Source organism: Emticicia sp. CRIBPO, assembly GCF_009905725.1.
Taxonomy (GTDB): domain Bacteria; phylum Bacteroidota; class Bacteroidia; order Cytophagales; family Spirosomataceae; genus Leadbetterella.
The window spans coordinates 356,490-370,090 of sequence record NZ_JAAAKV010000002.1; the positions used below are offsets into that span (position 1 = coordinate 356,490).

The 13,601-nt window shown below is 44.3% G+C and carries 14 protein-coding genes; 2 read left to right on the forward strand and 12 right to left on the reverse strand.

Going from position 1 to position 13,601, the window contains the following annotated elements:
- Window positions 1-38: 38 nt before the first annotated feature.
- The 3 genes from GVN16_RS05475 to GVN16_RS05485 form a co-directional block, all read right to left on the reverse strand.
- On the reverse strand, window positions 39-881 hold the full coding sequence (locus tag GVN16_RS05475) for a helix-turn-helix domain-containing protein (protein WP_166562838.1): 843 nt from the start codon (window positions 879-881) through the stop codon (window positions 39-41).
- Window positions 882-890: 9 nt separating this feature from the next.
- Window positions 891-1,445 (reverse strand): cupin domain-containing protein, encoded by a 555-nt coding sequence (locus GVN16_RS05480; RefSeq protein WP_166562839.1) that lies wholly within the window; start codon window positions 1,443-1,445, stop codon window positions 891-893.
- Between the two features lie 115 nt (window positions 1,446-1,560).
- Window positions 1,561-2,277 (reverse strand): hypothetical protein, encoded by a 717-nt coding sequence (locus tag GVN16_RS05485; protein WP_166562840.1) that lies wholly within the window; start codon window positions 2,275-2,277, stop codon window positions 1,561-1,563.
- Between the two features lie 194 nt (window positions 2,278-2,471).
- On the opposite strand from GVN16_RS05485, the gene GVN16_RS05490 reads away from it, so the two are divergent.
- Window positions 2,472-2,828 (forward strand): glyoxalase superfamily protein, encoded by a 357-nt coding sequence (locus GVN16_RS05490; RefSeq protein WP_166562841.1) that lies wholly within the window; start codon window positions 2,472-2,474, stop codon window positions 2,826-2,828.
- A gap of 48 nt (window positions 2,829-2,876) precedes the next feature.
- Here GVN16_RS05490 and GVN16_RS05495 read toward each other — a convergent pair whose 3' ends face one another.
- The 7 genes from GVN16_RS05495 to GVN16_RS05525 form a co-directional block, all read right to left on the reverse strand.
- Complete coding sequence (locus tag GVN16_RS05495) at window positions 2,877-4,406, reverse strand: hypothetical protein (protein WP_166562842.1); 1,530 nt, start codon at window positions 4,404-4,406, stop codon at window positions 2,877-2,879.
- Window positions 4,407-4,754: 348 nt separating this feature from the next.
- Window positions 4,755-5,555, reverse strand: a complete 801-nt coding sequence (locus GVN16_RS05500) for a lipid II flippase family protein (protein ID WP_166562843.1) — start codon at window positions 5,553-5,555, stop codon at window positions 4,755-4,757.
- Window positions 5,552-6,691: a nucleotidyltransferase family protein gene (locus GVN16_RS05505; protein ID WP_166562844.1), complete on the reverse strand. Its 1,140-nt coding sequence runs from the start codon at window positions 6,689-6,691 to the stop codon at window positions 5,552-5,554. The genes GVN16_RS05500 and GVN16_RS05505 overlap by 4 nt, the downstream gene beginning before the upstream one ends.
- The gene (locus GVN16_RS05510; RefSeq protein WP_166562845.1) at window positions 6,681-7,349 is read right to left on the reverse strand and encodes a glycosyltransferase family A protein; all 669 of its coding nucleotides are present in this window, start codon (window positions 7,347-7,349) and stop codon (window positions 6,681-6,683) included. Before GVN16_RS05510 ends, GVN16_RS05505 begins: the two co-directional genes overlap by 11 nt.
- The gene (locus GVN16_RS05515) at window positions 7,339-8,337 is read right to left on the reverse strand and encodes a hypothetical protein (RefSeq protein ID WP_166562846.1); all 999 of its coding nucleotides are present in this window, start codon (window positions 8,335-8,337) and stop codon (window positions 7,339-7,341) included. Before GVN16_RS05515 ends, GVN16_RS05510 begins: the two co-directional genes overlap by 11 nt.
- A complete protein-coding gene (locus GVN16_RS05520) occupies window positions 8,321-8,758 on the reverse strand; it encodes a PqqD family protein (protein WP_166562847.1) in 438 nt (145 codons plus the stop codon). Before GVN16_RS05520 ends, GVN16_RS05515 begins: the two co-directional genes overlap by 17 nt.
- Window positions 8,755-9,960 carry a sorbosone dehydrogenase family protein gene (locus GVN16_RS05525; protein ID WP_166562848.1) on the reverse strand — a complete coding sequence of 402 codons (1,206 nt, stop codon included), beginning with the start codon at window positions 9,958-9,960 and terminating at the stop codon, window positions 8,755-8,757. Before GVN16_RS05525 ends, GVN16_RS05520 begins: the two co-directional genes overlap by 4 nt.
- Before the next feature lie 50 nt (window positions 9,961-10,010).
- On the opposite strand from GVN16_RS05525, the gene GVN16_RS05530 reads away from it, so the two are divergent.
- A complete protein-coding gene (locus GVN16_RS05530; protein ID WP_166562849.1) occupies window positions 10,011-11,531 on the forward strand; it encodes a DUF6734 family protein in 1,521 nt (506 codons plus the stop codon).
- Window positions 11,532-11,586: 55 nt separating this feature from the next.
- On the opposite strand, the gene GVN16_RS05535 is transcribed toward GVN16_RS05530, so the two are convergent.
- Together GVN16_RS05535 and GVN16_RS05540 are read right to left on the reverse strand one after the other, a co-directional pair.
- Entirely contained in the window at window positions 11,587-12,036 is a 450-nt protein-coding gene (locus GVN16_RS05535) for a hypothetical protein (protein ID WP_166562850.1), read from the reverse strand.
- A gap of 68 nt (window positions 12,037-12,104) precedes the next feature.
- The gene (locus tag GVN16_RS05540) at window positions 12,105-13,586 is read right to left on the reverse strand and encodes a glycerol kinase GlpK (RefSeq protein ID WP_166562851.1); all 1,482 of its coding nucleotides are present in this window, start codon (window positions 13,584-13,586) and stop codon (window positions 12,105-12,107) included.
- Window positions 13,587-13,601: the final 15 nt, after the last annotated feature.

Sequence of the window (13,601 nt, forward strand, 5' to 3'; positions counted from 1 at the left end):
GAATGCTGTGGTAATAATATCTTTTATTCAGCCTGGTCTTACGTCTCAGTCACCCCAAATACCCGCTCCGGTGACCTGGTATCGGCTTCAAAGAAGGCATTGGGAGTCAATTGAGTGAATTCCTTAAAATCACGAACGAGGTGCTGATAGTCGTAATAGCCCAACTCAATGGCTACACTCAGCCAGTCCAGAGCAGGCCGGGAGTTTTTGAGTTTCATCGCATTTTCGAAACGGGCAATGCGGGTATACAATTTGGGACTGACGCCTTCCCGCTCCACAAACTGGCGATAAAACTGACGCTGTGACAAACAGGCCTGATCCGCCAGCCGGTCCAGTGAAACTACCGAAGGGTGTTGTAGCAACAAATGACTTATTTTGTCCACCGGGCGTTGTGGCTTTCGCTTTGCCCTGCTGACCAGGTAAAACAGGAAGTTTTCTACGACCGGGATCATCTCCATGTAATGCCTAGCATAGCTCAATCGCTCATTTACACGATTGATTTCAGCAGAGAATACCGTTTCTGCATCTATAAAGGAATTCGTCAGTTCAGAAACCGGGATGCCTGTCAGGCGGAATAAAGCTCCGGGTTGAAACTGGACCTGGAACACCATAAAATCGCGGCCGACGTGGCGGTTGGTCACAATGGAATACTGGCCGTTCAAAGTAGAGCGGGGTTTGTCAAGTAAGTTGCCGCTAAAGCCGTATTCATGTTTTTCAGGGTCTTTCGGATAAAATGCCAGGGAGTTCTCTGCCCTGGGCCAGTAAGATTTAACCGGTAATACGGCCATCGACGAAGGAAAAGAACAGCCCACGATCTGCAAGGTCCGCACGTATTCGCGGAGAGCGGGGCTGGGAAGTCGATAGTCATAAACAGCGTCCATCGGCGTATTTCATTTATCCTGTTTCAAGGTCAGCGGCGGGCCGACAACGGTCATGCCGTGAGATTTGTGCATCTTCTGAATCAGTTCTTCGGTTGGCGGCCCCTTCAGTTCATTCAGTTTGAGAAAAAACTCCTCCAGTTTTCCTGCGGGTTGTACCATATATACCTGTTTGCCCTCTTCAGACAACTGGATCCAGGTATGCGGCACACCCATCGGAGCAAAAACCGTATCTCCTGCCTTTACAGTAAACTTATTGTCCCCCACCTGGAAAAGATATTCCCCTTCGATAATGGAAAATATTTCGTCCTGATCATGATGAACGTGCAGCACCGGACCTGTTTTTTCTTTGCCAATATACTCAAAAACAGCCAATTGGCCATTGGTATCCTTGCCCGATATTTTCATATCGTTAACGTTAATCCCTCTGAAAGGTGTATGAATACCAAAGCGGGCCTCCCCGGCTTTTACTGTGAAAGGCTTCGGAGTTGTTGTAAGAGCTTCGGCCTTTAATGCCAGTAACGAAACGGTGGCCGTGGTCTGAATCAAAAATTTTCTGCGTTGCATAACAAATCGGTTTTAATTGTATTATGCAAATTTTTGACTAATTACTTTCTGTCTGGTGGTAAGAATCGGACATTTTAAGTATTCGCTTCGGCCACCATTTACTTTATCCGTAAAATCATTCTGCCGGAGGCGAAGCAGGCAAAACCTTATTCTCTACCGAAACTTTGGTCGCCCCTGCCCTGGCAGATATTACCTGCTTACCCAGGTCTTCCAGGCCTTTGCTTTTGTATATTTTCATGGCTGTGCTGACGTCGATAGCCTGCCTGGTCTGTTCATCCGGATCGAAAGTAAGTGTAATGAAATTTAAATGGACACCCAGTGGCTCCAGCACTTTGTTTGATTCCTGCAGCAGTTTATTCTCCAGGTCCTGCTGGTCCATCTCAATGATGTCTTCATTGATAAATAAAGCCTTGGCGACGTCCTTGATTCTTTTGTCAATCACAATGTTCTCAGCTCCCTCAAAAGCCGACGGGTCAAGGGCTGCATTGTCGTCAGCGTCTTTATTGGCTTTACCTAAAAATTTGGCTTGCTTTATGAACTGGATAGCCCCGGTAATTGAATAATCATAGTCTATCAAGGTCTTTACCCTCACTTTTTCAGCCAGATTGGCCACAAAATCCATGTCACCCTGCATCGGGAAGTTAGGGATGACCACTTTCATGTAGCAGTAGTTCAGTCCGCCTTTGGGCACGGACTCCCCTGCATTGATCTGTGTCCAGCTCACGCCGCAGTCAGAAGAAACCAGAACCTGTTGATTAGATTTCGAATAGCTGCAACTTTCTATCACGATCAATAAAAAACAAAAGCCAAGCAGTTTAAAAAAAGTTTTCATGTAAAAGGGTTTTATAAGGCCGCCCAGGCACATTTTAGTCAATGTACAAAGTTAGGGGTCATTTCAAATATCATGAGAAGAATCTTATGTTTATTGCTAAGGTTAAGTGCAATTATGAATTGTCATTAAATTTTTACAAACTAAAAGCAAATTTGATAACTTTACCTAGCTCATCAAATAAACCTTTTACCCTCATGAAATTCCTGAAATCAGTCACCGTCCTTTACTCGGAAGATATCAGCAGATCGCTTGATTATTATATGAATGTACTGGGATTCAAAGACCAATGGACCTGGGGTGATTCGCCTGATTTTGCAGGTATTTCAAAAGATGAGGTAGAGATATTCTTCTGTCTAAGAGGACAAGGTAACCCCGGCACCTGGCTCAGCATCATGGTGGATAATGTAGATGAGTATTACGAAAGTATCAAGTCAAAAGGAGCTAAGATCCTCTCTGCCCCGGAAACCTACGAATGGAATATGCGAGAGATGCTGGTAGAAGATCCCGATGGCCACAAGATCAGGTTCGGGCATAACACCGATTGTGATTAAACAGCCCTCTTCAGAAGCATAAAAGGGCTGTTTAAATCAAGGTTTGTTTTACTCCGGTCTGATACCGCTGACCAACCCTGCCTTGTACTCATTAAGAGCAACAGCTATTTCGGTGAGGGCATTGTCATAAAAATCATTCTGAGCTACCGTCAAAGGCTTCAGGCTTTTAATATCGTCTGCTTTTTCCAGTAACAGGCGGTAAGATTCCAGGTCTGTCCGCGGCTTGGTGGCATAAAGCGGGGTGGTACACTTGTTTGTGCCTTTTACAGCCCTGGCAATGCCGTCAGGAACTCCCGTAGGTGTAAGCTGCAACTGCAGTTTTACCATTTCTTTACTATCGTTGTTTTCTGAAAGCAGCTTTTTGACAGCCTTCGTGACCACATTTTTATCATAAGAAACATAGTCATCACCATAGGTATCGGCCGTATCCGGGCCTTCTTCCCTGTACAGAATAATCAGGCGTTCATGAGTATCCAGCAATGTCCTGATACTTTTATTAAATGAGGCCTTGCTGCCAATTTTTATACCCGAACCAAGTAAGGGTTGTATCTCCGCTTCGAGCTCGGCTTTGGAAGGAACATCCACGATTTTGACTTTCTTGCCATTTACCTTTTGTCCTTCAATAATCACATCGACAGGGAGGTCGGGCACCTCAAAATCTCTCAGGATACCCGAATCCGCAATATTGATCACGACAATTTCTTCCTTGTTTTTCTCGAGGAAAGAAACCGTTTCCCTGATAAAGTCATAATAAGATTCTCCCGGAATCACCGCATGAATATGACTCGTCTTACCCACTTTAGATTGAAAAAGAGGCACGAGGTCATTGATCTTACCATCCAGAAACCAGTCAAGAATAAAACCAAGGCCTGCTGTAATGAAAGCCAGAGGACCCAAAATCTTACTCTTATGTTTCTTTACCTCATGAAGAAGCGGAACCACTTCTTTACGGAGTTTACCTGGTCTGAAATCAAAATACCTGGCCCCAAGTTCCAGCTGTTTACTGATATTGTCATGCTGTGTATTCGCCATGTTTGCGGCCTCCGTCAACATATCTGTATACATGCCGGCATCATGAGAACCCGGCAGGAAGATATCCTTCAAAAAAACATCGCTGAGCGTTTTTTTCTGACTGTTGCTCACTGCCCTGAAGAAGTCCGACTGCCAGGTCTTTCTGTTGGGCGTTAAGGTGGCATAAATCTGATGGGCATTGGGATTGGAAGAATCGGCATCGTACAGTCCGAACGAAAGACAATAGTCGTTTTCCACACGTGCGGGGATCCTGATATTACCGATATCCTCGTTGTCGATATTACCGGTGTTTGCATTGATCCTCAACGACCTTTCATACAGCTCCCGGCCGTCTTTCCTGGCTATAAACTGAAATCTCCCCTCGTATTTTAAACCAAAGACATTCGTATTAATCTCATAATGATCTGAGAAAAACCGCAATACTGAATTACTGCTAATGTGTTGTACCACATCCGGCTTGTCCTTATTTCCGGCATCAGCCTTACGGATTTCCAATTCAAATCCTTTGGCTACAAAACCATAAAAATCTACTCCTTTTGACGGCATCTGAAAAAAAATAAAGTAATTTCTCCCTACTCTTGGAAGGCTTTTCGGGTTACGCCTGTGTATCAAAAATCATGTGAGATACAGGTGCCTGATATCAGATCAGCTCTTAGAGAAGAAATAACCGTTAAGTACATATGCATCACCCCGGCCAATTATGAAACTGACGAGGTTAGGTTTCTTCCTGACAAATCAAGCAATATCACCCGTTAAAGTGATGATATTATTCTTTTAGTTGACGAATTAAACAGAAGAATTTCATCTTTCCAAGAAAAAATAAGAAAATTACATATATACATGAAAATACAAAGCCGGCATTGACCTGGTGATTTAATCCTGGAAGCAATAGGGCTAAATAAAAACGGACTTTGCCAGAAAAACGACCACATGGGCCAAAGGGACAAGCAGAAAAATACCCAAAGCTGTACCAAGGCTTCTGGCGATGACCACAAAAACCAGGTATCTTCTGAAGTACGCATCTGAATATTCGCCCTGTATGACTTTGTCAGCGATGATGCCTATATGTGGCTCCACAACAATCATGAACAGCACGGTAGACAGACCCACAATAAAGCCATTTAAAGAAAGGGAAGTGGAGCGTAAATCAGGATTTAAATAACCGGCATACAAACACGATAGTACGCTGACGGTAAGCAAAGCTGAAACGACGACATTGATGGCAATGATTCCGAGCGGGATGTCTTTTATGTCACTGAGCCGGAGAAGGTTTGACCTGGAGGGAATTTTCAATGAGTCTTTAAAATGTCTGATGGTTTTGATACTGAAAGCTGCCCATAAGATATGAACGACAGAGTTTTTCTGATAGGCTTTTTCAACGGCTTTGTACATGAGCCGCTGAACCGTCGGGATAAAAAAAGCCCCGGCCAGACTACCGGCAAAAGCCACCAGGCAGACCTTCATAAAAAGGGCGTTGTCAGGACCATTCCCGGTCAGAATCGACTCTTCCACCGTTTTGGCGAGCATCGGGGCCTGCAGGGTGTAGGCAAATCTGGCAGAAAGAAAAAGGATATTATAGACAGCAAATGAAGCCGCCATTTTACCGGTACGAATCCCTACCATTCTCGCCGACAAGGCTACCATATTGATCAGATGCAGTGAGAAAGTCAGCAGAAGTACCAAATATATTTTCATCTGATTTCAGGGGATAGTTTTGCTTTCATTACACCGGTATACCAGGCGACAAAATAAGAAAACACCGAACCATGATTTTCTTTGACAAAAAGCCGGTAAAAAATAAGCCTGTTCCTGAAATTACCCCAGATCCGGGAAACGAGGTTTCCCTGGTTAAAACTCTGGGAAAAAGCCCGGTAATAAGACTCTTCCAGCTGTCCGGCCGGCATTTCCTCCAGGCTGGTCATAAATCCTTCAGGTACTTTCATGCCAAATTCTTTTACCAGGTACGGGAAAGCTCTTTTTATAAAAGGCTTAAAATGAAACCTTTGGCATAAATCCAGCATCTCGTCCCAATCCAGGTGTCCGGCATTTCTATAGACCATCATGGTGTCAGCCACCCACCTGAAAGGCGAAACCACTCCGAAATTCCGGCCATGTACCAAACTTACAAAAAATGCATGTGTATCCTGCATTCTTTTATCGATACCTATACTCGTTTTTACCTCTGTAAGTTTATCCCATATAAAATCAGAAGCCGTTGAACTGTCAGGATATTCTTTGAAAATATTCCAGTGCAGGTCTGCGTCAGCCTCCTGCCGGTCAAACCTGAGGTGGATTCCGTGCAGAAAATCTTTCATGGAATGATCATAAGCACTGATTTTAAGTCCTTTCCGTGCTATCTCCAATGCCTGACTGCGAAAAGCAAACGGCACCAGGATGTCCCCGTCACTCATGGGCCTCAGGGTATCATTGTGGTAATAACGCGTTGCCAGGTCCAGGCCTTTGATCAGGATACATGGAATCCCGTTTTGCTCCAGGGTGTTTCTTACTTTCTGAGCGTTATGTAAGATCTGTTTTGTTTTGACCCAGTAATTTTTACGGATCCCTGACAGGAATTTAAAATAAGGATGAGCATCTTCGCCCAGGTTATGAATCACCAAAGGCAACATCCGCTGGCTTCCGAGATCAAGCGTATCCATAAAATCTGACAAGAAAGTGGCAGATCCGGGCCTCAGATAAGCCAGACTGTGCGATTGCAGCCATGCTTCAAAACAGGCTGCGGCTTCGGACTTATCAAGCAAAGCGGCCTTCAGCAAAAGCGTCTGCTGGTGATCAGGGAAGTGCCCTCCGATATGTTTCAACCTATGCTTCATTTCTTTTTTCGTCCATCCTGCTCTTTAAGAATTTCAGCAGGCTCGGATAATAGTCGGGGTTCTGCGACATAGAATTTTCCCTGATTCGCCTTTGGGCCACAATATGTGTGGACTGATTGTATCGGATACCTTTATTCCTGGCACCGTCAAACCACTCGACAAATTCGCCATGCCGTACGTCGATGAATTTTCCGTAGGCGGAAAAAACCTCTTTCCTGATTAAGGCTGTGATTTTCGCAAACCCTTTCAAAGGTCCTTTGTCAAATCTGAATCTTTCAGGAGTATGGTTTAATTCGGGGCTTAAAAACTGCTCCATCTCTGCAAAAGTAGCATCAAGATCAGGATTGTCATGCATGATCCCAAGCTGCACTTCAAGTTTGTCGGCTGACCACAGATCATCTCCGTCAATAAAGGCGATGAATTCTCCGGAAGCCTCGCTTATCCCCCTGTTCAATGTTTCTGCTATTCCTGAGTTAGCCTGGTTAAAGATTTTGAGCCTGTCTCGGTATTTTTCAAGGATAGCCGGAGAGCCATCCGTTGATCCGTCATTTACTGCAATGATTTCGAAGTCCTGGCAAGTCTGGACCAGCACAGACTCTATGCTTTCGGCCAGATAATTTTCAACATTATAAACAGGCAATATGACACTAACTTTCATGGAGATGGGCTATTATTTGTTGAGGTATCTGCTCCAAATCAGTTCCGGCAAAAAGTCTGTAAGCAGGTATTCTGGCAATCAGTTTTTTCATCTTTTCAACTGACTGTACATCAGATTTCAATATCCAGACAGAGGAAGGCACCAGGGCTTTTACGGCATCAATCTTGGAGCATTTTTCTATATAAGTATCCGGTTTGCCGGTAACCGTCGGCAACAGGATAGAGGTAATCGTAAACTCATTAAGAATCTTTTCCGGGAACTCTTCATTGACGTACACATGTCCTTTTTCTTCAGGAACCTGGTGAGGATTGGCAATAAACTCTTCGAGATACCTGAATCGCTTAAACTGGTCAGCATTCAGTTTAGCTACGCCATAAAGGCTGTAGGCTCTGCCGCTTTCAGCATCCACCAATAAAAAATCATCTCCTGCCAGCTTCAGGTCGCTTTTCAGACATGACAGGGTACTCGTGGATTTTCCGGAACCACCTTTGCCGGTCAGCAACACCCCGCCATTGCTTAAACCCACGCCTGCAGCATGACACAGGAAAAAAGTGGAATGCCTGAACCAGTAAGAAAGAATGTTTCTCAGCGGGGCGGTAGTCTCGTTAACCGGAAGCTTATTAAAATCATTGGCCCAGTAAATGATCACACCGGAGCTGTAATCTATAAAAACAAACGAGAGGTCGGTAGAGTTAAAAACGGCACAGTAGCCTTCACCGAAACCCAGCAGTTCTCCATTGTAAGTATCAATATCTTCCCACTTCCACCAAGCTTCAGGAGGGGTGGAACCCGTACTTTCTGACTCGATCAGTTTAAGGGTTACGTCGGCATGATCTGCATTTATTTTCAGATGCTGCAGACTTCTTACATAAGCTTCTGCATCAAAACTACCGTACGCTTCAATTTTAAATACCTTATTTCCTATTGAATAGAACCCGGATGAAGAAAGGTGCTGAGCCAATTCGCCCTCATTAATCGGTGCTTCCATCCTTCTTCTGAGGCCATCCTTTAAAAGATTCAACATCATGTACGGGATCAAGAAGGATCAGTTCCTGCATGTCATCAAATACTTCCAGTGCAGGTATGGCATAAGCCTGTTTTACCGCGACATTTAACGGTGCTGGTTCAACTGCCGGTTCCCGGGATTCCAATACCAATGATTCGTTTTCAATATGCTGAAGAAATGCGTCCACATCAGCTGCGGCTTGTTCATGACTTACTTCATACTCTGCTGCAATGGTTTTGGTAATTTCCTCATGTGTTGCGGGTTGTTCAAGGATTTCAAGCACCCTCACTCCGGCACTTCCTCTCACGCTGTAATATTTCCCTAACGGAATATTAATCATGACTACCTCATTATCAAATACTTCCTTTGCAATATTACTACTGTCCAGTTGTATAATTTTCATCGGCTTTTAACTAGTTTATATATTTTATTCGTTGAAAGATCCGTCCATAGTATTTCGCCGGCAGAGGTCTGACAAAATGATGTAATTCCCCCGGCATTTTTCATTAATAATTTAGCATGGGATTTACGTTCTGATAAATCCAGACTCCAGATTCGGCCTGTTATAAAGTCACCGAAGATATATTTGTTCTTCAGTTCCGGAAATTTTTCACCATTGTACACCAATCCACCCGTTATGGAAAAGCCGTCGACACCATGTTCATAATGATAAACCGGGTCAGTGAGGATCGTATTGTTTTTTGTGTTTTTAAAGGTGCGGCTTCCTTCCTTAATGCTCCATCCGTAGTTTTTACCTGCCTGTACTATATCTATCTCTTCTGTGTCATCATGGCCTACATCGGCAACTACGAGGGTTTTCCCATTTTCAAGGAAAGACATTCTGAAAGGGTTTCTGAGGCCAGATGCCCAGATCTCCTTTTTTACAAATTTAGTGTCTGAAAAAGGATTATCCAACGGAATTTCGCCTGAAAGTCCATTTATTTTAAGCCGGAGAATTTTACCGGATAAACTTTTAAGGTTCTGGGCCTGGTTATGTGGATCACCACCTTCAAAATCGCCGGTGGCAATAAACAAAAAACCATCCTGGTCAAACTCCAGGCCTCCACCGAAATGATCTACCAGAGGAAACCGGTAAAGGGACTTTGAACGGGCGTAGTCCACTCCGTTTTTACCGAAAGAATACAATTCTATTACACCGGTGTTTTTCCCTTTTCTACTTTTCCTGAAGATCGTATAACAAACCACCAAAACTGAGTCTTCAGGGTGAATAGCAAAGTTGTACATCCCGTGATAATAATCATCAGACATCTTTTTTGTGCCATCAAAAAAAACCTCTGCATGACCGCCTGCCTGGTCTGTTTTCATGATTTTACCGGATTTTTCAGCCACAAAAAAAGTACCGGGGAAAAAAGGGATTTGCCGGATCATCATGGGCTGATCAAAGGTGAGATTTTCAAAAACCTGTTTCCCGGAATAGTGAAAATCACTACTCCCTGTTTTTTCACCCAGTGCCTTATAAAATTTCCATGATGCCTTGTACCGGTAGACTTCATAGTATTTGACAATTGCGTTTCTTTTCCAGATGATCAATACCAGGATAAAGCATGCAATAAAGTATTTGATAGCGGGGACTTTAGAATACATTTTTCGCTTATTTGTGCAAAGATATTTTATTTTTGCACAAATTAAAGTGAATGAAAGCTATACAAAGTTTCTGGATTTTGCCAGGTGATAAGAGTGCGGGAAGCTGGATCAGCAAAAGATACGAGTTCATCAGCTGGTCTCTCAGTTTTATTTTATTGAAAAAGAACTTCGGCCAGGTGGCACTTAATGCCAACCGGGAAGGAGCAAAAATGCTCACAGAGGTCCTGGGGCTTTCATATGATGAAGTAAAAACAGACCTGGAGGAAATAACCGGGGTCATCAAAAAAGTCTGGGGCCTTGGAAAAATGTACACTTATGCTAACCAGGATGAGCCTTTTGTGCATGCCGACGGGGATGTTTTCTGGTTCAATATTCCGGGTGAAGATTTTTTCAGATCGGAGGTGATAGCACAAAATATAGAAATGGATGAGGTGGCCTACAAAAATATCTGGCTGAACAGCCATAAGTATGCCCAGGATCTGCCGGCTTATATGCACACCCCCTACTCACGCCTTGCCATGGCGGCGAATACGGGCATTACCGGAGGAACTGACTATCAGACTTTTAAAACATTCTACAACAACGCCCTCGCATTTACAGAAACGAACTCTGACCTGTTTGCCAAGCAAAAGGAAGATTTCAGATTTATCAGCATTTACCTGGAACAGGCCCTGCTTTTAGCTTACCTGAATGCAAAAAATCAGAAACCGGCATTTTTGAAAAAACCGGTTTTCCGGACCAATTTTGAAGAAGTCACCGATTTCAATACCCTTAATCCGCAAACCGGAACACCGGATTTTATACACCTGCTGGCTACTTTCAAATACAGGGTCGAATATTGCAACCTGATGGAATTCTGGCTGTATAAAACATGGCCTGAGCAACTGGAAAAGATTGATCAACTCTGCTCTGACAACCCTGAACTTCGAAAAAATTTTCATATACTGCTGGATCCGGCCAATGAGAAGAAATTACCTGTCGCCGAAAGGATATTCACAAAACCTGAAGACGTACGGAGTCACCCATACATCAGGTTAAGTGAGTTATTGAAGACGAGCGTCAATAATCAGAATAAAGACTTTATTTCAGAGCTGATTAATGCCTGTAACTGGCCTGAAAAGGCTTCGGACTGCTATCAGTTTGAAACTTCCCGGCAGGAAGTTCTGAGTTATCTGCTGCAAAAAACAAGTCAGGAAAGCCTGTTCAGCCGGCTTGAAAAGCACCGGGTTTTCTGTGTCCAGCCTGTTGAAGAAATATGGTCTTCCAGCATCAGCATTAATCCGGGTATGTGCCTGAAGAGCACCTTCAACTGGTTTAACGACCTGGTTTACAACTCAGAATGTTACTGGTATAAGATGACCTTAAGTTCAGACGGGCTGTGTTTCCAGGAATTTCTTCTGACTGAAACGGAATGCCGTGTTCTTGATTTACTGGACAAAGAAATGACCGTCGGAACATTCCTGCAGCTGTGGTGTGACAGCCATCAGATCCAGCCTGATCAGAAAACAGTCAGCACTATACATAAGGTGCTGAAGGAATTTTTAGCCCTGGACCTGATCATCCTGACCTGATGAATATCGCTGAACCTGTCCGGGATTCAGACGGGTTTTCAGGTGTTTCTACTGCTCAGTTCGCTAGAACAAACTCCAAAGCATTTTTGACAATGGCCAGGTCGTTTACACCTTTAAAACCACTGAATCCGCAGGATATGCGGGTTTCTGCGTCCAGGTGAAGTGGCTGGCCTCCCTCCCAACCCATAAGGTCGGGTAATTCGATCCCGAAATCTTTGTAGTTCAGCACATCTGAAAAAACCAGTCTTTCATATTCGCCTGTCTTATAGCCTGTGATCCAGACCTGGGAAGCTTTGCGGTAAGCCACATCATAAAAACTGCGGCCACGGACTTTGTTGGTACCCCAGATTTTACCGTAAATATTCCCTGCATCGTCAATAATACAAACAGCCACATTGCCCTGGGAGATACTCCAATCGGGTTCGCTGGTTCTGTAATCATCGATTTTACCTGAAATATGAGCAAACATTTTGTTTACTACAGACTGTACTTGTTCCTGTGTCATTTTTCATTTTAAGGTTTGAGCAGCAAGGATACAAAATCTTTTTTTCAATTCCTTTGAATAACGCCAATTCAACCGCGAATTTTCTCTTTCCATCCCTCATAAAAAGTCAATATGGCTTTATTGTCAGAATCAGGCAAGATCGTTTCTGTATGAGACCCGTTAATTTCGGAGAGCTGGCTGAGACTCTTAAACACGCCACTTTGCAATCCTGACAAATAAGCAGCCCCCAAAGCAGATACATCCGGGGTTTGCAGTTTTCTGAGTTCAAGCCCCAACAAATCTGCCAGGAACCTGATAACGAACCGGTTCTGGGTCATTCCCCCGTTGACTGAAATGGCCCTGAGCGGTGAACCGATGTCCTGTTTCATCGCCTCTGTGACGTCCCTGATCTGATAAGGAATGCTTTCAAGGGCTGCCCGGACGATGTGGTTTTTAGTGGCTCCGAACGTCAGCCCTTCTATGGAGGCCTTCCTGCTCATTTGCCAGTGCGGAGCTCCTAGACCACTGAATGCCGGAACAAGATAAACCCCTCCGTTGTCTTCCACAGCTCCGGCCATCTGTTCTGTTTCCTTGGGATCGGTAAACAGATTCAGTTCATTTTTAAGCCATTCTATGGTGGAACCACAGGAAACAATCGCCCCTTCGAGGGCGTAGTTGACCTGGCTTCCGGTACTCCAGCAAATGGTGGTGAGCATGCCGTTGGCTGAAGCAACCGGTTTTTCGCCTGTGTTCATCATGATGGAACTTCCGGTACCCAGGGTTACTTTGGCATTCCCTTTTTCAAAGCAACCTTCGCCAAAAGTAGCAGCATGCGAATCACCGATCATGGCGGTCACAGGCATTTCATGAGAGAAGATACCTTGGAAATCGCTCTTCCCAAAATCAAAGGAAGAAGGACAGACTTCCGGCAGATGCAGCTTTTCAATCCCCCACAGTTCCAGTATTTCTTTATCCCAGCTTAAGGTATGAATATTAAAAAGCAGGGTGCGGGAAGCGTTGGTATAGTCGGTCCGGAATTGTTTACCGCCGGTTAGCCTGAACAATAACCAGGTATCCACGGTGCCGAAAAACACTTCTCCTTTTTCCAGTTTTTCCCTGAGTGCTGGGTCATGCTGAATCAGCCACAAAAGTTTCGTACCCGAAAAGTAGGGGTCTATGATCAAACCGGTAGACTGCCTGATGAGCTCTTCCTGGCCTATTGACCTTAATTCTTCACAAATCCTGATGGAACGTTTGCAGGCCCAGACCACCGCCGGGCTTAATGGTTCGCCCTTCTCATCCCACAGCACGAAGGTTTCCCGCTGGTTACTGATGCCGCAGGAAACAATATCCGACAGATCAAAGCCCCCGGTTGAGAAGTTATCAATGCACTCCCTGACCGACTCCAGTACATTCTGAAAAATATCCTCAGGTACCTGCTCTACGAAACCGTTCCCGGAATAATTGGTTTTTAAGTCAACCGAGCCTTTGGCTACAGCCTGACCATTTTCATCAAAAACAATGGTTTTGGTACTGCTCGTCCCCTGATCTATGGCAAGAATGTAATTCATTTTATGTAATTGTCC

Coding starts and splice junctions, on each gene's coding strand:
- GVN16_RS05475 (WP_166562838.1), bottom strand. CDS start 881: ATGGACGCTGTTTATGACTATCGACTTCCCAGCCCCGCTCTCCGCGAA.
- GVN16_RS05480 (WP_166562839.1), bottom strand. CDS start 1,445: ATGCAACGCAGAAAATTTTTGATTCAGACCACGGCCACCGTTTCGTTA.
- GVN16_RS05485 (WP_166562840.1), bottom strand. CDS start 2,277: ATGAAAACTTTTTTTAAACTGCTTGGCTTTTGTTTTTTATTGATCGTG.
- GVN16_RS05490 (WP_166562841.1), top strand. CDS start 2,472: ATGAAATTCCTGAAATCAGTCACCGTCCTTTACTCGGAAGATATCAGC.
- GVN16_RS05495 (WP_166562842.1), bottom strand. CDS start 4,406: ATGCCGTCAAAAGGAGTAGATTTTTATGGTTTTGTAGCCAAAGGATTT.
- GVN16_RS05500 (WP_166562843.1), bottom strand. CDS start 5,555: ATGAAAATATATTTGGTACTTCTGCTGACTTTCTCACTGCATCTGATC.
- GVN16_RS05505 (WP_166562844.1), bottom strand. CDS start 6,691: ATGAAGCATAGGTTGAAACATATCGGAGGGCACTTCCCTGATCACCAG.
- GVN16_RS05510 (WP_166562845.1), bottom strand. CDS start 7,349: ATGAAAGTTAGTGTCATATTGCCTGTTTATAATGTTGAAAATTATCTG.
- GVN16_RS05515 (WP_166562846.1), bottom strand. CDS start 8,337: ATGGAAGCACCGATTAATGAGGGCGAATTGGCTCAGCACCTTTCTTCA.
- GVN16_RS05520 (WP_166562847.1), bottom strand. CDS start 8,758: ATGAAAATTATACAACTGGACAGTAGTAATATTGCAAAGGAAGTATTT.
- GVN16_RS05525 (WP_166562848.1), bottom strand. CDS start 9,960: ATGTATTCTAAAGTCCCCGCTATCAAATACTTTATTGCATGCTTTATC.
- GVN16_RS05530 (WP_166562849.1), top strand. CDS start 10,011: ATGAAAGCTATACAAAGTTTCTGGATTTTGCCAGGTGATAAGAGTGCG.
- GVN16_RS05535 (WP_166562850.1), bottom strand. CDS start 12,036: ATGACACAGGAACAAGTACAGTCTGTAGTAAACAAAATGTTTGCTCAT.
- GVN16_RS05540 (WP_166562851.1), bottom strand. CDS start 13,586: ATGAATTACATTCTTGCCATAGATCAGGGGACGAGCAGTACCAAAACC.